Annotated in this window: 10 protein-coding genes and 1 pseudogene; 10 read left to right on the top strand and 1 reads right to left on the bottom strand. The window is 71.4% G+C overall.

The features are described 5' to 3' along the window. Positions 1-22: 22 nt before the first annotated feature. Entirely contained in the window at positions 23-820 is a 798-nt protein-coding gene (locus ASC87_RS15105; protein ID WP_056663393.1) for a transporter substrate-binding domain-containing protein, read from the top strand. Here ASC87_RS15105 and ASC87_RS15100 read toward each other — a convergent pair whose 3' ends face one another. Next, a complete protein-coding gene (locus ASC87_RS15100) occupies positions 821-1,594 on the bottom strand; it encodes an exodeoxyribonuclease III (RefSeq protein ID WP_056663388.1) in 774 nt (257 codons plus the stop codon). A 207-nt stretch (positions 1,595-1,801) separates the two neighbouring features. Here ASC87_RS15100 and ASC87_RS15095 point away from each other — a divergent pair, with 207 nt between their 5' ends. From ASC87_RS15095 to ASC87_RS33235, 9 genes and pseudogenes are all read left to right on the top strand, one after another. Beyond that, complete coding sequence (locus ASC87_RS15095) at positions 1,802-2,323, top strand: sigma-70 family RNA polymerase sigma factor (RefSeq protein ID WP_056663385.1); 522 nt, start codon at positions 1,802-1,804, stop codon at positions 2,321-2,323. Positions 2,324-2,424: 101 nt separating this feature from the next. After that, a complete protein-coding gene (locus ASC87_RS15090) occupies positions 2,425-2,649 on the top strand; it encodes a DUF4880 domain-containing protein (protein ID WP_056663382.1) in 225 nt (74 codons plus the stop codon). A 127-nt stretch (positions 2,650-2,776) separates the two neighbouring features. Continuing rightward, positions 2,777-3,043, top strand: a complete 267-nt coding sequence (locus ASC87_RS15085; RefSeq protein WP_056663379.1) for an MbtH family NRPS accessory protein — start codon at positions 2,777-2,779, stop codon at positions 3,041-3,043. A 4-nt stretch (positions 3,044-3,047) separates the two neighbouring features. Next, the gene (locus ASC87_RS15080) at positions 3,048-3,767 is read left to right on the top strand and encodes a thioesterase II family protein (protein ID WP_056663376.1); all 720 of its coding nucleotides are present in this window, start codon (positions 3,048-3,050) and stop codon (positions 3,765-3,767) included. Then, a complete protein-coding gene (locus tag ASC87_RS15075; protein ID WP_056663372.1) occupies positions 3,764-8,902 on the top strand; it encodes a non-ribosomal peptide synthetase in 5,139 nt (1,712 codons plus the stop codon). Before ASC87_RS15080 ends, ASC87_RS15075 begins: the two co-directional genes overlap by 4 nt. Beyond that, positions 8,899-14,703 carry a type I polyketide synthase gene (locus ASC87_RS15070; protein WP_082568644.1) on the top strand — a complete coding sequence of 1,935 codons (5,805 nt, stop codon included), beginning with the start codon at positions 8,899-8,901 and terminating at the stop codon, positions 14,701-14,703. The genes ASC87_RS15075 and ASC87_RS15070 overlap by 4 nt, the downstream gene beginning before the upstream one ends. A 28-nt stretch (positions 14,704-14,731) precedes the next feature. Further along, positions 14,732-15,793, top strand: a complete 1,062-nt coding sequence (locus tag ASC87_RS15065; RefSeq protein ID WP_056663370.1) for a TauD/TfdA family dioxygenase — start codon at positions 14,732-14,734, stop codon at positions 15,791-15,793. Beyond that, positions 15,790-18,711: pseudogene (locus ASC87_RS33795) on the top strand (amino acid adenylation domain-containing protein); the annotation flags it as partial. The gene ASC87_RS15065 and the pseudogene ASC87_RS33795, both read left to right, overlap by 4 nt. A gap of 94 nt (positions 18,712-18,805) precedes the next feature. After that, positions 18,806-19,602, top strand: a 797-nt coding sequence (locus ASC87_RS33235; protein WP_369820768.1) for a condensation domain-containing protein, incomplete at its 3' end; no start/stop codon positions are given.

The raw sequence follows: 19,602 nt of genomic DNA, 5'->3' as shown, positions 1-19,602 counted from the left end.
GGCCTGCTACTTGAAGCCCACGATGAACATCTGCAAAAGTGGCCGTTTGCTGGGTTGTGGGACCGTGTTGCTGCTGCTGCTGCTGCTGGGCGCCACGGCCCAGGCACAAAACGCGTTGGACACGATACTGGAGAACAAAAAGGTCACCATTGCGGTACCGCAGGACATCCCGCCGTATGGCGCCATGGACAATGACTTCCACACACAGGGCCTGGATGTGGACGTGGCCAACTACATTGGCGCCAAGCTGGGGGTAGCGGTTCGCCTGGTGGCAGTGATCGGTGTCAACCGAATTCCCTTCCTGGAGTCAAAAAGGGTCGATATGGTCGTCGCCGCCCTGGACAAGACGCCCGAGAACGAGAAGCGGATTGATTTCGCCGCAGCCTATTCGCCATTCTTCGAGGCGGTATATGGCGCCAGGACCAGCCAGGTCAAAGGCTTCGAGGACTTGGCGGGCAAGACCATTGCCGTTACCAAAGGGTCGGTGGAGGATGTCGAGTTGCGCAAGCTGGCCCCCCAGGGAGCGGACATCCGTAGCTACGAAATCACCCTTAAAGCCAGGTCCGCGTATGTCAAGGGCCAGGTGGATCTGATCGCGGCGAATGCCATCGTGGCGGGTTACATCATGCAGCTACACCCCATGGTGAGCACCGAGTTCAAGCTGCTGCTGAAAGAGCGCCCCAACTACATCGGGGTCGCCAAAGGGGAAGACAAGCTGCGGCAGGCGATCAACGGCATCATCGCCGACGCCCGCAAGAACGGTGACTTGGACAAGATGGCGGTGCGGTGGCTGGGGCGGCCGGTGGGTGATCTGCCCTAGCTAGTCGAACGACAACTCGGCGACCACCGGCGCGTGGTCGCTGGGCCGCTCGTTCTTGCGCGGCAGCTTGTCGATCGTGCACGTGCGCACGTGGCCACGCAGCGCCTCGCTGATCAGGATGTGGTCGATGCGCAGGCCCTGGTTCTTGCGGAACGCGAGGTTGCGGTAGTCCCACCACGTCCAGGGCTTGGGCGGCTGGTCGTCGAACAGGCGAAAGGCGTCGTGCAGGCCGAGGCCCACGAGGCCCGCGAAATGCGCGCGTTCCTCGGGCGTGCAGTGGATCTGGCCGGCCCACAGCACCGGGTCATGCACGTCGCGGTCTTCAGGGGCGATGTTGTAGTCGCCGAGCAGCACGAGCTTCGGGTTGGCCGCCAGCTCCTCGCCGATCCAGCGCTTCAGCGCGTCCAGCCACGCCATCTTGTACGCAAACTTCTCGCTGCCGGGGGCCTGGCCGTTCGGAAAGTAGGCCCCGACCACGCGGACGCCGTCCACCGTGGCCGCGATCACGCGGGCCTGCGGGTCGTCGTGCCCGGGGATGTTTCGCACGACGTCCGTGACGGGGCCGCGCGTGAGGATGGCCACGCCGTTGTACGTCTTCTGCCCGAACCACTGCGCGTGGTACCCGGCCGCCTCGAAGTCTGCTGCCGGGAACTTGTCGTCGGTGAGCTTGGTTTCCTGGATGCACAGCGCGTCGGGACGATGCGTGCCCAACCAGTCGAGCACCTGGGGCAGGCGCACGGCGAGGGAGTTGACGTTCCAGGTGGCGAGTTTCATGGGCGGGCGGATCGGGATCGACGGCAGGGGCTCGCAGTGTCCTCCAAGACCTTCGGGGTTGTCGAGGCGTGGGCGGCTTAACATTCCCTCGATGACGTGCGCGCGAAAGGGCCTACCCGCGAGATAGTCCTGGCGTCCTGACACATCCCTGTGGCACCATTGCGAATAATTCTCAATACGCCTGGGCTCACCCAGCATGGGAGCGTCATGTCATCCAGCATCCTCGAGCGCCCGCTCAGCGAAGTTTTCGTGTCCAACCGCCCTCAGCTGCGGCGCATCGCCCAGAGCATCGTCCGCACCGTGGAGCAGACGGACGAAGTGATGCAGGACGCGTTCCTGAAGATCGTCGACATCGCCTTCGACCGGGAGGTGCGGCAGCCGTTCTTCTATTGCTGCCAGGTCGTGCGCAACCTCGCGCTCGATTGCTGCCGGCGGCGCACGGTGGAGGGCAACCACCGCAACTTCGACGTCGACGTCGACATGGTGGATGTGCCGGGCGCGCCGTCGCCGCACAAGGTGCTGCACGAGCGCCAGGCGCTCGACGCGATCGACCGCGCGCTCGACCGGTTGCCCGCCAAGACCCGCTTCGCGTTCGAGCTGTACCGGCTCGAGGGCCTGACCCAACGCGAGATTGCGCAGCGGCTGGGTTGTTCGCTCGGGCAGGTCAATGGCCTGATCGCCGATGCGGCGCGTGCGGTCGAGTCGTGCAGGCACCTCCTCGGCGACTGAGATTCCCCCCGCTGCACCTGCGAGGCGGGTGCGTGCAAACCTGAGATGATGTCGCCTGGGGGTGCCGGTGGTCGGGTGCCCCACCGCCTTCATCTGCACGCATGACAAACGATCAGCACGATCCCCACTGGGATACCGCCTGGGCCTGGGTCCAGCGCGAGCACGACCGCCCGCACTTCGACACGACCGCACGCGCCGAACTGTCGGACTGGCTCCGTGCCGATCCTCGCCACCGCAAGGCCTACGACAAGGCTGCCCGCCTGTGGCTGCTGGCCGGGCTGGTCCCGCCCGCCAACGACCTGGGTGGGCCCGACGGCGAGCGCTGAGGCCGGCCCCCGTTCCGCCCTCGGGCGTGAACAGATGCGCACCTGAACCGTCTAGGTGAACAGAAGCCACGCCGCGCGGCCCTCGGCCCGCGGCGTCCAACCTGTTCAACCCACGGAGGACGCATCCATGTCTACAAGCTGCTTCGATCGCGAGGACGAAACTTTCATCCTGCTCGTCAACCACGAAGAGCAGTATTCCATCTGGCCCCAATGGAAGGCCGTGCCGGCCGGATGGACCGCCGTCGCAGGCGTGCAAGGCGACAAGAAGACCGTGCTCGACCATGTCGAGAAGGTCTGGACCGACATGCGCCCGAAGTCGCTGCGCGACTGGATGGCCCAACAGGAGAGCGGGCGCACGGGTGAACCCGTCGCCACCGGCCGCACCACCGGTTGAGCGCATGCACGAGCCCCTCTCGCTGCTGTGCCTGCCGTGCGCCGGTGCCAGCGCGACCATGTACCTCCGCTGGCGGCGCCAGCTGCCCCGGTGGATCGAGGTCGTGCCAGTGGAATTGCCCGGACGCGGCGCCCGCCTGGCCGAGCCTTTCGTCGAGGACTTCGAGGCCCTGACGCTGCGCTTGTGCACCGAGCAGGCGCCGGCGATGCGTGGGCGGTTCGCGCTGTTCGGGCACAGCATGGGGGCGCTGCTCGCGCACGGCATGGCGCAGAAGCTACGCGCATCGGGGCGGCCGATGCCGCGCGCCATCGTGGCGTCGGGCAGCCCTGCGCCCACGCACCGCGACCCGGCACGGCGGTATGCCGCCAAGGGCGACCACGCGGGCCTGATCGCGGACCTGCGCAAGCAGGGGGGCACGCCCGACGAGGTGTTCGCGAGCGCTGACCTGATGCACATCACGCTCGCCGTGCTCGGTGCCGACTACCGCGTGTGCGAAAGCTTTCTCCCGCTCGGCGATGCGCCGCTGCCGATGCCGCTGCACGTGCTGGCCGGACGCCAAGACGACATCGCAGTTCCGCGCATCGAGGCCTGGGCCGGCGAGACCGCCGGCTCGTTCACCGTCGACTGGTTCGACGGCGGGCACTTTTTCATTCGTGAACACGAGGGGGCGGTGCTCGCCACCCTGGCGCGGCGCCTGGCCGCGGTGACTGGAGAGCCGACATGATTCCCGCGCGACCGCTCGACTTGGTCCAGCAACTCCGTGCGCTGGCCGACACCCGGCCCGCCGACCGGGCGATCATCGGGGTGCGGGGTGACACCGACGTGGTCGTCACCTACGCGGCGCTCGACGCACGTGCGCGCGCGCTCGCCGCGCGGCTGCAGGCCTCGTTCGCGGCGGGTGATCGCGCGCTGCTCGTCTTCGACAACGATGAACACTTTGCCGCCGCGTTTTTCGCGTGCCTGTATGCGGGGCTGATCGCGGTGCCGGTGGCACCGCCCGAGTCCGTGCGGCGCCAGCACGTGGCACGCCTCGTGGGCATCGCAGCCGACGCGCACGCCAGCGTGGTACTGACCACCACATCGCTCCAGCCGTTGGTGGAGGTGCTGGCAGCGAGCGCGCCACTCCTGCTGGTGGATCCGCTGGGCGACGACGGCGCCGACCGCTGGGCGCAGCGCACGCCGTCCGCGGGCGAGGTGGCGTTCCTGCAGTACACCTCGGGTTCCACTGCCGCGCCGAAGGGGGTGATGGTGACCCACGGCAACCTCGTGGCCAACTCGCGGGCGATCAGCGAAGGCATGTCGGTCACCCACGACGACGTGATGGTGTCGTGGCTGCCGCTGCACCACGACATGGGGCTGATCGGCGGGCTGCTGCAGCCGTTCCATGCGGGCATCCCGGTGGTGCTGATGTCGCCGCGCCATTTCCTCGAACGCCCTGTCCGCTGGCTGCAGGCGATCTCGCGGTACCGCGGCACCCTGAGCGGAGGCCCCGACTTCGCCTACCGCCTGTGTGTCGAACGGGTCACGCCGCAGCAACTGGCCGGGCTCGACCTGTCTTGCTGGGCCGTCGCCTTTTCCGGCGCGGAGCCCGTGCGCCCCGCCACGCTGGAGGCGTTCGCCGCGCACTGCGCGCCCGCGGGTTTTCGCCCGCAGGCGCTGTTCCCCTGCTACGGGCTGGCCGAGGCCACGTTGTTCGTGACCGGGCCGGGCCGCGGGGCGGGCCTCGCCACCGGCCGCTTCGACGGCAACGAGCCGTTGGCTGGCTGCGGCGCCACGGCGTCCGGTCACCGGGTCGAGATCGTGGACCCGCAGACGCAGGCGCCTGTCGCGCCGGGGGAACTGGGGGAGGTGCGTGTCACGGGGCCCAGCATCGCGCGGGGGTATTGGCAGAAGCACGCGGAGACCCAGGCCACGTTCGTGGAGGACGGCGGGCACACGTGGTTGCGCACGGGTGACCTGGGCCGCGTCGACGGCGGCCACCTGTTCATCGCGGGCCGCCTGAAGGACCTGATCATCGTGCGGGGCCACAACCTCTACCCGCAAGACATCGAGCGGCAGGTCGAGGCCGAGGTGGATGCGGTGCGTGCCGGACGTGTGGCGGCCTTTGCGGTCACGGGGCCGCACGGCGAGGGCATCGGGCTTGCGGCGGAGGTGTCGCGCAGCATGCAGAAGCTGCTGCGGCCGGACGTGCTGGTGGAAGCCCTCGGCACGGCCGTGAGCGAATACTGTGGCGAGCCGCTGTCGGTGGTCGTGTTGCTGAACCCGGGTGGCATGCCCAAGACCACGAGTGGCAAGCTGCAGCGCGGTGCCTGCCGCGAACTCTGGCGCCAGCGCGCGCCGGAGGCCTACGCGATCTTCGAGCACGGCGCGTTCGTGCGCGGGGAGGGCGCGGCCGCGGGCGCCGACACCCCGCCCGAAGACGCACTCGAACAGACGCTGGCCCACCTGTGGCAGGACGTCCTGCGGGGGCCGTTGCCCCACCGGGCCGCCCACTTCTTCACGCACGGCGGCAACTCGCTGACGGCCGCCGAGGTGGCGGCGCGGGTCGCCGAACGCTGGCACATCGACTTCCCGGTGCGGGCGTTGTTCGAGCACCCGCGCCTCGCGGCGTGTGCCGCCGAAGTGCGGCGCCGGCTGGCCGATCCGTCACCATCGCCGGGCTCCGCCCTCGTGCCGGTGCCGCGGGGCACCTCGCTGCCGCTGTCACATGCCCAGCAGCGGCAGTGGTTCCTGTGGCACCTCGAGCCCACCGGCACGGCCTACCACGTGGCGGCGCAGTTCACGCTCACCGGCCCGCTCGATCCGGCTGCCTGGCAGCGCGCCTTCGATGCCGTGGTGGCGCGGCATGAAGCCTTGCGAACTGTCTTCCGAGCGGGGCCCGATGGCGCGGGCGAACAGGTGGTGATGCCGGTGGCGCGGGTGCCCCTGGCGTTCACCGATCTGAGTGACCTCACGGCGGCGGAACGTGACGCCCGGGCCACGGCCGCGGCGCACTGCCTGAACCACACCGCGTTCGACCTGGCCGAGGGGCCGCTGGTGCGGGCCGCGTTGTTGCGTTGCGCGGCCGACGTGCACCGGTTCGTGCTGGTGATGCATCACATCGTGGCCGATGCGGTGTCGATGCAGGTCGTGCTCGACGAACTGGGCGCACCGGGTGCGCGGCCGGCCCTGCCGGTCCAGTATGCCGACTACGCCGCGTCGCACCGGGCCTGGCTCGATGGCGGCGTGCGCACGCGGCAACTGGCGTACTGGCAGGCGCAGCTCGGCGGCGATCAGCCGGTGCTCGCGCTGCCGGCCGATCTGCCGCGGCCGGCGGTGGCGCGGTACACGGCGCGCACGTTCGCCTTTGCGTTGGCGCCGGAGCGGGTGGCGGGCTTGCGCCGGCTGGCCGAGGACCAGGGGAGCACGCTGTTCATGGTGCTGCTGGCTGCGTTGCAAGCGGTGCTGCACCGCTACACGGGCCAGGAGGACATCCGCGTGGGCGTGCCGGTGGCGAACCGCCACCATGCCGGCCTGGCGGAGGTGGTGGGCTTTTTCGTCAACACGCAGGTGCATCGCAACCACGTGACGGGCCGCAGCCGGCTCGCCGACGTGTTGGCACGCACCCGGTTGGCCGCGCTCGATGCCCAGGCGAACCCCGACCTGCCGTTCGAACAGCTGGTGGAGGCCCTGCAACCCGAACGCAGCCTGGCCCACTCGCCGCTGTTCCAGGTGCTGTTCAACCACCTGCACGAAGATTTCCGCGCCTTCGAGGCGGCCACGGGGCTGGCCGTGCAAAGCGAGGCACTGGATGGCCAGGCGGCACAGTTCGAGTTGACGGTCGAGGTGCGCGAGCGGGCAGGCGGCGCCGTGGTCGTGCGGCTGGTGCATGCGCGGGAACTGTTCGAGCCGGCCACCATCGCCCAGCTGGCCGGCCACTTCGACACGATGTTGCAGGCCTTCGAGGCACAGCCGCAGCAGGCCGTGGGGGACGTGGCGCTGCTGTCGCCGGCCGAACAGGCCGTGCTGTCGGCATGGGACACGAACGCCGAGGCCCCCGCGCCGGCGGGCACCGTGCATGCGTTGTTCGAGGCCCAGGTGGCGCGCTCACCGTCGGCCCCGGCCGTGGCCTTCGGCGAGACCGGGCTGACCTACGCCGAACTGGACGCCCGCGCCAACCGGCTGGCCCACCTGCTGGTCGGCCGGGGGGTCTCGCCCGAGACACGCGTGGGTGTCGCGATGACCCGCTCGATCGAGATGGTGGTGGCCTTGCTCGCCGTGATGAAGGCGGGGGGCGCCTACGTGCCGATCGATCCGGAACATCCCGCCGACCGCATCGCCTACATGCTCGACGACAGCGCCGTGCCGCTGCTGCTGACACAGCGCCACCTGCCGCGGCCTGCCCACCGCGTGGCAGTGCTCGACGTGGATGCGCTCGACCTGTTCACGGGGCCGGCGCACGCGCCATGGGTGCCGGTCCATGGCGAGAACCTCGTGTACGTGATCTACACGTCGGGCTCGACCGGGCGTCCGAAGGGCGCGGCCAATCGCCACCGCGGGCTGTGCAACCGCCTCGCGTGGGGGCAGCGGCACCAGCCGCTCGACGGCGCCGACACGGTGTTGCAGAAGACGCCGTTCGGGTTCGACATCTCTTTCTGGGAGTTCTTCTGGCCGCTGACGGTGGGTGCGCGGCTGGTGCTCGCGGCCCCCGGGGACCACCGGGATCCGGCACGGCTCGTGGACCTGATCGAGCACCACGCGGTGAGCACGGTGCACTTCGTGCCCTCGATGCTGCAGGCGTTCGTGTCCCACCCCGGGGCCGCGGTGTGCCAGCGCGTGCGGCGCATCGTCTGCAGCGGCGAGGCCCTGTCGGCCGAGTTGCAGGACCGGACGCTCGCGATGTTCCCGCAGGCCACGCTGCTGAACCTGTACGGGCCCACCGAAGCCTCGATCGAGGCCACGTTCTGGGATTGCCGCACCGATGGCGCGTCCACCGTGCCCATCGGGCGCCCGATCGCCGGCCTGCAGGCGCGGGTGCTGGACGCCGACTTCAATGCCGCGCCACGCGGTGTGGCCGGCGAACTGCTGCTGGGCGGCATGGGCCTGGCCCGGGGCTACTGGAACAGGCCCGCATTGACGGCCGAGCGTTTCGTGGCCGATCCGGCAGGGCGCGCCGGTGAGCGCCTCTACCGCACCGGGGACCTCGTGCGCTGGCGTGCGGATGGCCAGGTCGAGTACCTCGGGCGCATCGACCACCAGGTGAAGGTGCGGGGCTTCCGCATCGAACTCGGCGAGGTCGAGGCCGCGCTGCTGGCGCTGCCCGGCGTGCGCGAGGCCGTGGTCGTGGCACCGGATGGCACCCGGCTCGTGGCCTACGTGGGTGCGGACGAGGGCCCCGACAGCGAGGCGGCGCGTCTCAAGACACAGCTCGGCCTGTCGTTGCCCGACTACATGGTGCCGTCCGTGTTCGTCCGCCTCGACCGGCTGCCGCTCAACACCAACGGCAAGGTCGACCGCAAGGCGCTGCCGGACCCGGGCGCCACGTCGGCGCCAGCCTACGTCGCTCCGCAGGGGGCGCTGGCCGAAGGCATCGCCGCGTTGTGGGCCGAGGTGCTGCAGCGTGACCGGGTGGGGCAGACCGACAACTTCTTCGACCTGGGCGGGCATTCGCTGCTGCTGATCCGTGTGCACGGGCTGCTCAAGGAGCGGCTCGGGGTGGTGCTGCCGGTGGTCGATCTCTTCCAGCACCCGACAGTAGGCGCACTCGCGCGCCACATCGGCAACGGGCCGGCGGCGGTGGTGCCTGCCGATGGCCGCGCCGAACGCCAGCGCGACGCCCTGCGCCGCCGCCGGCTCGCCACGGAAAGGACCCGGGCATGACACCGGACAACAACGACGACGCGGCGACCGGCATCGAGATCGCCGTGGTGGGCCTGGCCGGCCGCTTCCCGGACGCACCCGACGTGGACACGTTCTGGCGCAACATCCGCGACGGTGTCGAGTCGGTGGACCGCTTCACCGACGACACCCTGCGCGCGCGTGGCATCGATGCCGCGACGCTGGCTGATCCGGCCTACGTGAAGGCCGGGGTGCGGTTCGACGGCTTCGGCCGGTTCGACGCGGGCTTCTTCGGCTACACCCCCCGCGAGGCCGAGCAGCTCGATCCACAGCAGCGCCACTTCCTCGAATGCGCGTGGGAGGCGATGGAACACGCGGGCTACGACAGCGGCCGGGTGCCGGGCGCCGTCGGGGTGTATGCCGGTGCCGGGGCCAACCTGTACCTGCTGCGGCACCTGCTGCCGCGGGTGGGCGCTGCCGGAGGCATCGCCGAACTGATCGGCCTGATGAACGGCAATGCGGCGGATGCGCTGTGCACGCGGGTGGCCTACAAGCTGGACCTGCGCGGCCCCGCCGTCACGGTGCAGACGGCATGCTCGACCTCCCTCACCGCCGTCCACACCGCATGCCAGGCGCTGCTGAGCCATGAGTGCGACATGGCCCTGGCCGGCGGTGTGTGGCTGAACCTGCTGCAAGACGGCGGGTACCGCCACCAGCCCGGTGCGATCCTGTCATCCGACGGACACTGCCGGGCCTTCGATGCGCGGGCCGACGGCACCGTGCTCGGCAGTGGCGCCGGCGTGGTGGTGCTCAAGCGGCTCGACGAGGCCCTGCGCGACGGCGACACCGTGCACGCGGTGATCCTGGTCACGGCGGCCAACAACGACGGCGCGGACAAGGTGGGCTACACGGCGCCCAGCGTCGCCGGCCAGGCGGACGTGGTGCGTGCGGCCCACACCATCGCGGGCATCGACCCCGCCTCCATCGGGTACGTGGAGGCCCATGGCACCGGGACCACGCTGGGCGACCCCATCGAGATCGCGGCGCTCGCCCAGGCCTTCGGTGCCGTGGAGGGCACGTGCGCGATCGGCTCGGTGAAAACCAACATCGGCCACCTCGATGCGGCTGCCGGCATCGCGGGCCTGATCAAGACGGTGATGGCGTTGCGCCACCGCACGCTGCCGCCCAGCCTGCATTTCTCGGAACCCAACCCGCGCATCGATTTCGCGAACAGCCCGTTCCGTGTCAACACCGTGGCCCGCGTCTGGCCGGCAGGCACCTCACCGCGCCGTGCGGGCGTGAGTTCCTTCGGCATGGGGGGCACGAACGTGCACGTGGTGCTCCAGGAGGCGCCCGCGCCGGCCACGGTCCCGATGGGGAACGACTCTGCCGCGGTGCTGCTGCCGTTGTCGGCGCGAACGGCCACCGCGCTCGATGCGCAGGCCACGCGGCTCGCGGACCACCTCGTGTCGCAGCCGGCCGTCCCCTTGTCCGACGTGAGCCACACGCTGTCAACGGGACGACGTCCCTTCGCGCACCGCGCAGTGGTCATCGCGCGCGACCCGGCATCCGCCGCCGCCGCGCTGCGCGGGCAGGCCCCCCAGGCCTTCGTGTCGGGCCGCGTGCTGTCGGATGCACCCACCACCGCCTTCCTGTTCCCGGGCCAGGGGGCCCAGCACGTGAACATGGCGCGTGCGTTGTACGAGCGGGCGCCAGCCTTCCGCGCGCCGGTCGATGAATGCAGCGTGGCGCTCGCCAGCCGGATCGGCGTGGACCTGCGGGACTTGATCTACCCGGCCCCGGGCGGCGAGGCGGCCGCGGCCGCACGGCTGGCCCAGACCGCGGTCACCCAGCCCGCCCTGTTCACGATCGAATACGCGCTGGCGCGGTGGTGGATGGCGCGGGGGGTGTCGCCCGACGCGATGCTGGGCCACAGCATCGGCGAGTACGTCGCCGCGTGCGTGGCGGGGGTGTTTTCACTGGACGACGCGTTGTCGCTCGTGGCGGTGCGCGGCCGGTTGATGCAGGCGTCTGCGCCGGGCGCGATGCTGTCGGTGGCGCTGCCCGAGGCCGAGATCCAGCCGTGGCTCGCGGCAGGCTGTGACCTGGCCGCCGTCAACGCGGCGCGGCAGTGTGTGCTGTCGGGGTCCGTGGCGGCCATCGCGGCGGCCGAGCGTGACCTGTCCGCCGCGGGGGCAGTCGCCCGCCGGCTCGAGGCGTCGCACGGATTCCATTCGGCCCTGCTCGATCCGCTGCTGCCGGCCTTCGCCGAGGAAGTGCGGCGTGTCACCCTGAACGCGCCGCGCATCCCGTTCGTCTCCAACGTGACCGGCCGCTGGATCCAGGCGGACGAGGCCCGTGACCCCGGGTACTGGGTGCGGCACCTGCGCGGCACGGTCCGGTTCGCCGACGGGGTGGCCACGCTGCTCGAGAAACCCGACCGGATCGCGCTCGAGGTGGGGCCGGGCGAAACCCTGCGCAGCCTGGCGCGGCAGCATCCCTCCGCAGGGGCGGTGCGCCCGGTGTTGTCGACGCTGGCCCATCCTGGCCGCGCCGGCGCAAGCGACGGTCAACCCGACCGGTGCACCGCGGCACTCTGGGCGGCTGGCGTGGCCGTGGACCCGGCGGTGTTCGGCTCCGGGCGGCGCGTGCCGTTGCCCACGTACCCGTTCGAGCGTGAGTCCTACTGGGTCGACGCGGCCGCACCCGCGGCGCCCGCGCTGGGGCGTCCCCTGGACGACTGGTTCCACGTGCCGGTGTGGAAACGGGCCGAACCGCTGTCGGCCCTGGTGGCCCCCCCGGGCGGCGGCTGCCTGCTGATCCTCGGTGGCGACGCGGCCTTCGCCGACGCGCTGGCCGCGGCCGCGGGGGCGCCGGTGGTGCGTGTCACGGCAGGGGCTGCGCACCGGCGGGTCGATGCCGGGCACCACGTGCTGCGGCCCGCCCACCGTGGCGACCATGTGAAACTGCTGCAAGACGTGGCAGCCGACCACGGCACCGTCACGCGCATCGTCCACCTGTGGACGCTGGGCCACGACGACGACGTGCGGTCGCGCGGGTTCCTCAGCCTCGTTGCGCTGGGGCAGGCCTTGGAGAATGCGGGCCGGGTGGCCATCGCCGTCGTGACCGACGGCCTCGAGGACGTGCTGGGCGACGAACCCCTCGTCACCGACAAGGCCCTGCTGCGGGGCCCATGCCTCGTGATGTCGCAGGAGCTGCCTCACGTGGTGTGCCGGCTGGTCGACGTGGGCCGGCGGCCCGATGCGCCGGCGGCCACCGCGGTGCTCGCGGCGCTGGCGTCGGGCGACGAGGCCACGTTCACGGCCTGCCGCGCCGGCCATCGCTGGGTGCGCACGCACGAGGCCGTGCAACGCACGGCACCGCCGGCCGGTCACTGGCGCGACAACGCCGTGGTGCTGGTCACCGGTGGCCTGGGCGGGGTGGGCCTGACGCTGGCCGAACACCTGGCCCGCCGCGGCCCGGTGCGCCTCGTGTTGCTCGGCCGCACGCCGGTGGCCGACGATGACACACGCCTGCAGGCACTGCGGTCGCTCGGTGCCGAGGTGCTGGCCGTGGATGCGGATGTTGCCGATGCCGAGGCGGTGCATGCCGCGGTGGCCCGTGCCCGGGTTCGCTTTGGCCGCATCCATGCGGTGATCCATGCCGCGGGGGTGGAGGGCGGGGCGATGCTCGGCGACCTCACCGCGGACCTGGCTGCCGCGGTGCTGCGCCCGAAGGTCGAAGGCACCCGCGTGCTGCTCGACGCGCTGGCCGGCGAACCGCTCGACCACGTGGTGCTGTGCTCGTCGCTCGCGGCGGTGGCCGGCGGGCCGGGCAAGGCTGCGTACGCCGCGGCCAACGCCTGCCTCGATGCGGTGGCGGCGGCGGCCCGGCGCTCGTCGCCGGTGCCGGTCTTCTCGATCGCCTGGGACGGCTGGCGCGACGTGGGCATGGCCCGCGGGCTGCAGATGCCCGATGGCGTGGGGATCGATCCCGCATCGGGCGTGCTCGCCTACGACCGCATCGTGATGGGGCCGGCGGTGCCGGAGACGGTGGTCTGCACCACCTTGCTGGCGCTGCGCACGGGCCGCCTGGACCTCGCGCAGGCGGGCCTCGTGCCGGCCCGCCGGGGTGACAAACACCCGCGCCCGGCGCAGTTCGCCGGCACGTTCGTCGAACCCGAGGGCGAGGTGGAGTTGGCGTTGGCCGAGGTGTGGAGCGACCTGCTGGGCCTGGCGCCCATCGGTTCGGCCGACGACCTGTTCGAGATGGGCGGAGACTCGCTGCTGGCGATCCAGGTCATCTCGCGCGTGCGGAGCCGGTTCGGCGCCGACCTGTCGGTCAAGGCCGTGTTCGACGCACCCACCCCCGCGGCGTTTGCGCGTGTGCTTGCCGCAAGGAAGCAGCAGGCAACGCCTTCGACTGGTTTCACGATCGAGCCGGGGGTGTCCGGCCACGTGCCGCTGTCCTATGCGCAGCAGCGCCTGTGGTTCCTGTGGCAGCTGGAGCCGCACAGCGCGGCGTTCAGCATCACGGCCGCGTTCCACCTGCGCGGTGCACTGGACCTGGACGGGGTGCGCCGTGCGTTCGCGCAGCTGGTGGCTCGCCATGCGGTGCTGCGCACCGTGTTCGAGGACCACGACGGGCAGGCCACCCAGGTGGTGCGCGCCGACACGGGGATCCCGGTCACCGTGGTGGACCTGGCCGGGACGCCATCCGAGGTGGAGGCCCACGTGGCACGGCGCTCGCGCGAGCCGTTCGACCTGGGCCAGGGCCCGCTGTTGCGGCCCGAAGTGATTCGCCTCGCCCCCGGCCACCACGTGCTGCTGCTCGTGATGCACCACCTCGTCACCGACGGTTGGTCCATCGCGGTGATGATGGACGAGTTCGTGCGCACCTACGGCGGCGCGGAACCGCTGCCGCCGCCGCGGTACCAGTACGCCGATTTCGCCGTGGCCCAGCGTTGCTGGCTGGAGGCGGGCGAGATGCAGCGCCAGTCGGCCTATTGGAAAGGCCGGCTCGATGGCGTGGCGCCGCTCGTGCTGCCCGCGGACCTGCCGGCACCGGCCGCCCGCACGTACCCCGGCGGCCTGCTGGCCTTTTCCCTCGGTGCGGAACGCACGGCCGGTGTCCGGGCGTGTGCGCGGCAGGCCGCGGCCACGCCGTTCATGGTGTTGCTCGCGGCGTTGTCGATGGTGCTGTCGGAGCGGTCTGGCCAGCAGGTGTTCCACCTGGGGACCGACATGGCCAACCGCAACCGGCCGGAGACGGAATCGCTCGTGGGCTTCTTCGTGAACCAGGTGGCGCTGCCGATCGACTGCGCGACACCCGGGTCGATGGGGGCGCTGCTGGCGCAGTTGCAGCGCACCGTGCTCGACGCCACCGATCACCAGGACCTGCCGTTCGACCGCCTCGTGGAGGCCCTGCGTGCCGGTCCGCGTGGCGGCCGCGCGCCGCTGTTCCGCGTGAAAGTCATCTACCAGGACGACAACCTCGTGTCGTTCACGCTGCCCGGCCTCGCGGTGGCGCCGTACCCGCTGCCCTGTGGCGAAGCGGAGCTCGACCTCATCGTGAGTTTCCTCGCGTCGGCAGACGACATCCGGGTGGAGGTCAAGTACGACCGCGAGCTGTACGCGGACGCGACGCTCGAGGCCGTGCGGGAGGAACTGCTGGCGGCCTTGGCCGCCGTGGTGGCCGATCCCGCGGTGTCCCTCACCACCTTGCGCACGACGCTGCAGTCGTTGCGCCGCGCCGCGCAATCGCGCAGCGAGCGCGAGCGCGCCCAGCGCCTCGCCGAACGCCGCACGGGCCTCAAACCCCGTGCGGCATCCGCCTCTTCGTGAACAGATCAGACCCTTTGGAGTGTCAGCCATGAATACGAACTCGGGACGACCGGTGTTGGGCGGTGCGCGCCGCCGCGCCATTGCGGAGCCGGCCTCGGCGCTGGTGCGCTGGAGCCGCCTGTTTGAGCAGGGGGACTTCCCCACGCTGTGCGAGCCGGCGGTGCCCGGGGTGAGCCTGCCCGCGTGGGCGGAGGCCAACTCGGCGGACATCCACCAGCGCCTGCTCGACACCGGGGCGATTCTGTTCCGCGGCTTCGCGGTCGCGAGCGCGCAGGACTTCAACGACTGCATCGACGCGGTGTCCGGTGGCGCGCTCGAATACAAGTTCCGTGCATCGCCGCGCACGCAGATCCACAAGGACCTCAACGTCTACACGTCGACCGACTACCCGGCGCAGGAAAGCATCTTCCCGCACAACGAACACTCGTACTCCCCGGTGTTCCCGCTGCACCTCTTCCTGTACTGCGACCTGCCGTCGCTGACTGGCGGCGAAACCCCCATCGGCAGCACCCGCACGGTGCTCGCCGGCCTGCGGGCTGACGTGCGGGACGCCTTTGCCCGGCGCCGCATCATGTACGTGCGCAACTACGGCGAAGGTTTCGGGCTGCCGTGGCAGACCGTGTTCCAGACCACCGAACGCGCGGCCGTCGAGGCGTACTGCGCCACCGTGGGCATCCAGCCCGAATGGAAGGCGGACGGCGGCCTGCGCACCCGGCAGGTGGGCGCGGCGCTGATGCGCCACCCGAAGACCGGCGAGACGGTGTGGTTCAACCACGCCACGTTCTTCCACGAGCTGACGTTGCCCGCGTCGGCACGCGAACAGCTGCGCGCCGAGTTCGCGCCGGAGGACCTGCCGCAGAACACCTTCTATGGCGATGGTGCCCCCATCGAACCCGAGACCGTGCGCCACCTGCAGGGCCTGTACCTGGACGCGATGGTGAAGTTCCCATGGCAGAAGGGAGACGTGCTGATGGTGGACAACATGCTCGCGTTGCACGGCCGGGGGCCGTTCACCGGCCCGCGCCGCGTGATGGTGGCGATGGCCCACGCGTGCCGTGGCGCCGACCTGGACGCCGGGGAGGCTGCATGAGCGAGTACCGGCTGTCGTCCCAGCAATGTGCGGCTTATGCGCCCGGGGCCGCTGCGGTCATTCGCGTGGAAGGGCCGGCCGCGATGCAGGCGTCGGTTCGTGGCGCGCTTGATCGCCTCGTGGCGCGGCACGAGGTGCTCCACACCCGGTACAAGCCGCTGCCTGGCGTGAGGTTCCCGGTGCAGCAGGTGTCCGCCGGCCTGCGGGCCGTGTGGACGGAGGCTGGCGCCGACACGCTCGGCCAGGCGGCCCGGTCGTTGCTCGACCCGGCGGGCGGGGCGGTGGTGGGCGTGGCCACGGCGGTGTCCGGCGACCGCTTCCGATGGGCGCTGGCCGTGCCGCGTGGCACGCTCGACGCCGAGGGGCTCCAGGCGCTGGTGCGCGAGTGCATCGGCGGTGGCGCCGACACGTCGGACGTGCTGCAGTACGCCGACTATGCGGCCTGGCAAGCCGAACTGTTCGAGAGCGACGTGGGGCAGGACGGCGCGCGGTTCTGGGCAGCGCGCCTGCCCGAACCCGGTGACCGGTTGCGCCTGCCGTTCGAAGCGGTGGTAGCAGGCCCGGCGGCCCGGGTGACCCACGGCCTGGATGCGGCAGCGGTGAAGGCGCTGGGCGACCGCACGCGGGAAGCGCCCGAGACGGTGCTGTTCGCACTGTGGGCGGCCTTCGTGGCCCGCATCGCGCCGGCCGATGCCGTGCCGATCGCCTGGCAAGCGCCTTGGCGTGCCGAGGAGCTGCAAGGGGCGCTGGGGTGCTTCTCGACGCCGCTGCCGCTGATGTTGAAGCCCGAGCCGACGCACTCGGTGGCCGAGGCCGTGGCCGCGGTGGCCGGTGAACTCGCGACCGCGAGTTCGTGGTACGAGTGTTTCGATGCGGCAGACCGGGCCGATCGCCTGGCGCGCCGCGGTGCGCCGGAGGCCGGCCTGGGGTTCGCCCACGTGCGGGTGGCGGCCTTGCCGGCGGGTTGGTCGTGCCAAGGGCTGGACATCGATCCGCTGGCCACGCGGCTTCACTGCGAGGTGGTCGAATCGCCCGCCGGATGGCAGGTGACGCTGCAAAGCGGCGGGGCCTGCGCCGAGGACGTGCTGGCCATGTGGGCGCGGCAGTTCGCGGCGATGGTGGTGTCTGCCGCCGGCGACACCGCCGCGCCGTGGGCCACGCTCGACCTGGTGGGGGCGGCCGAGCGCGATGCGCTGTGGACGGCCGGCCGCGTGGGGTTCGAGGCGCTGCCTGCGGGCCTGTTGCACGAAGCGTTCGAAGCCCAGGCGCGGCGAACACCGTCGGCACCGGCCGTGGTGTGTGGCGGCGATCGCCTGACCTATGCCGAGCTCGACGCCCGCGCCGATGCGTGGGCCCTGTGCCTGCAGCAGCGGGGCGCCACGCCCGATCGCGTGATCGGTGTCCACATCGGGCGATCGGTGCACGCGGTGGTGGCGATGCTTGCGGTGCTGAAATCGGGCGCGGCCTACGTGCCCATCGATCCGGCCTACCCGGCCGACCGCATCGGGCACGTGCTCGGCGATGCCACCATCTCGATGGTGCTGGCGCTGTCGTCCCACCGCGCGCAGCTCGCGCCTTGGGCGCTCGACGTGCTGTGTGTCGACGAACCCGTGCCGGCGGGCCACCCGGCGCGAGGCTTGGCCCGGCCCGATCACCTCGCGTATGCGATCTACACGTCGGGCTCCACGGGCCTGCCGAAGGGCGTGATGGTGGCGCACCGCAACGCAGTGGTGTCCACCGCGGCGCGTGCGGCGTTCTACCGGGCGCCGGTGTCGGGGTACCTGCTGCTGTCGTCGTTCTCGTTCGACAGTTCGGTGGCGGGCATCTTCTGGACCTTGGGCCAAGGGGGCCTGCTGCATGTGCCCACCGACGAGGAACACCAGGACCCGGTGCACCTCGCGCGCCTCATCGCCGCCGGCACGGTGTCCCACCTGCTCGCGCTGCCGTCGTTCTTCAAGCAGATCCTCGGCAGTGTCGAGGACGCTGGTGCGTTGTGCTGCGCCATCGTGGCCGGCGAGGCCTGCCATCCGGACACCGTGCGCGCGCACCGGGCACACCTGCCCGGCGCCATCCTGGTGAACGAGTACGGGCCCACCGAGGCCACGGTGTGGTCGCATGCCCACACGGTGGTGGACGATGGCGAGCCGGCGGTGCCGATCGGCCGGCCGGTGGCGTCGGTGTCCGGGCTGGTGCTCGACGACCGCCTCGCCCTGTCGCCGCTCGGGCAACCCGGCGAGCTGTACCTGGGCGGCGCGGGCATCACGCGGGGCTACTGGTGCCGGCCGGGCCTGACGGCCGAGCGGTTCGTCGCCGACCCGTTCGTGCCGGGCGGACGCCTGTACCGCACGGGTGACCTCGTGCGCTGCCGGCCCGACGGTGCACTCGAGTACCTCGGCCGCACGGACCACCAGGTGAAGGTGCGTGGTTTTCGCATCGAACTCGGCGAGGTGGAGTCGGCGCTGCTGGCCCAACCCGGCGTGGGTGAGGCCGTGGCGGCCGCGCGCGACGGGCAGGGTGGCCTGCGCCTCGTGGCGTACGTGACGCCCCGCGCTGGCGCGCGGGTCGACACCGCCGTGTTGCGTGATGCGCTCGCGCGATCGCTGCCGGCACACATGGTGCCGGCCGTCGTGGCGGTGCTCGCGGACTTGCCGCGCATGCCCAACGGCAAGGTGGATCGCCGTGCACTGCCGGACCCCGACCTGGGAGGGCAGCGCCCATTCGATCCCCCGCGCGACGCCACGGAACAGGCCTTCTGCGACGTGTGGCGCGACGTGCTCGGCCTCGAACGCGTGGGCCGCAGCGACAACTTCTTCGAGCTGGGCGGAGACTCGATCATCGGCCTGCAGATCGTGGCGCGGCTGCGCAAGGCCGGCTGGAAGGTTGCACCGAAGCAGCTGTTCGATCGCCAGACCGTGGCGGAACTCGCCGCCGTTGCCGAACGCCAGGACGACACGGGCGTGCGCTCGCTGGTGAGCGGCGAGGCGCCGCTGCTGCCGATCCAGGCGGCTCGACGTGAAGGCACTCGGCCGTGCGCTGGCCGCGGTGGTGGCGCACCACGACGGGCTGCGGCTGCGTTACCGGCAAGATGCGGCCGGTGCCTGGCACCAGTCGTACGAGGCCCAGGGCCCGCAGGAACTGCTGTGGGTGCGCCACGCACACGACGCGGCGCACGCGGAAGTGTTGTGCGAGGAAGCGCAGTGCAGCCTGGACCTGGCGCAAGGCCCGTTGCTGCGGGCGCTGGTGATCGATGGCCCCGATGGCGCGTGGCGCCTGCTGCTGGTGGTGCACCACCTGGTGGTGGACGGGGTGTCGTGGCGGGTGCTGCTGGAAGACCTGCGCACGGGCTACGAGCAGGCGCAGGCCCAACGTGACGTGGTGCTGCCGGCGAAGACGGCGAGCACGAAGGACTGGGCGCTGGCACTGTCGGCGTACGCCGGTGAACACGGCGAGGCAGAACAAGCCCACTGGGCGTCGCTCGCGGGCACGCCGGTGGGGTTGCCGGTGGACCGGCCGGAAGGCCGCAACACGGTGGCTGACCAGCAGGTGGTGGAAGTGCGGCTCGACGAGGGCCGGACCACGCGGTTGCTGAAGGAAGCACCGGCGGCGTACCGCACGCAGGTCAACGACCTGCTGCTGACGGCCCTCGGGCGCGCGCTGTGCGGCTGGAGCGGGCACGAGCGGATCCTGGTGGACCTGGAAGGCCACGGCCGGGAAGACCTGGGCGGGGTGGACCTGTCGCGCACGGTGGGCTGGTTCACGAGCGTCCACCCGGTGGCGCTGGCCGCGGGCGGGGAGCCCGGCGTGGCGCT

Source organism: Rhizobacter sp. Root1221 (genome assembly GCF_001425785.1).
Classification (GTDB): Bacteria; Pseudomonadota; Gammaproteobacteria; order Burkholderiales; family Burkholderiaceae_C; genus Rhizobacter.
The sequence above is the reverse complement of the archived record's forward strand: the minus strand, read 5'-3'. Positions and strand labels throughout refer to the sequence as shown.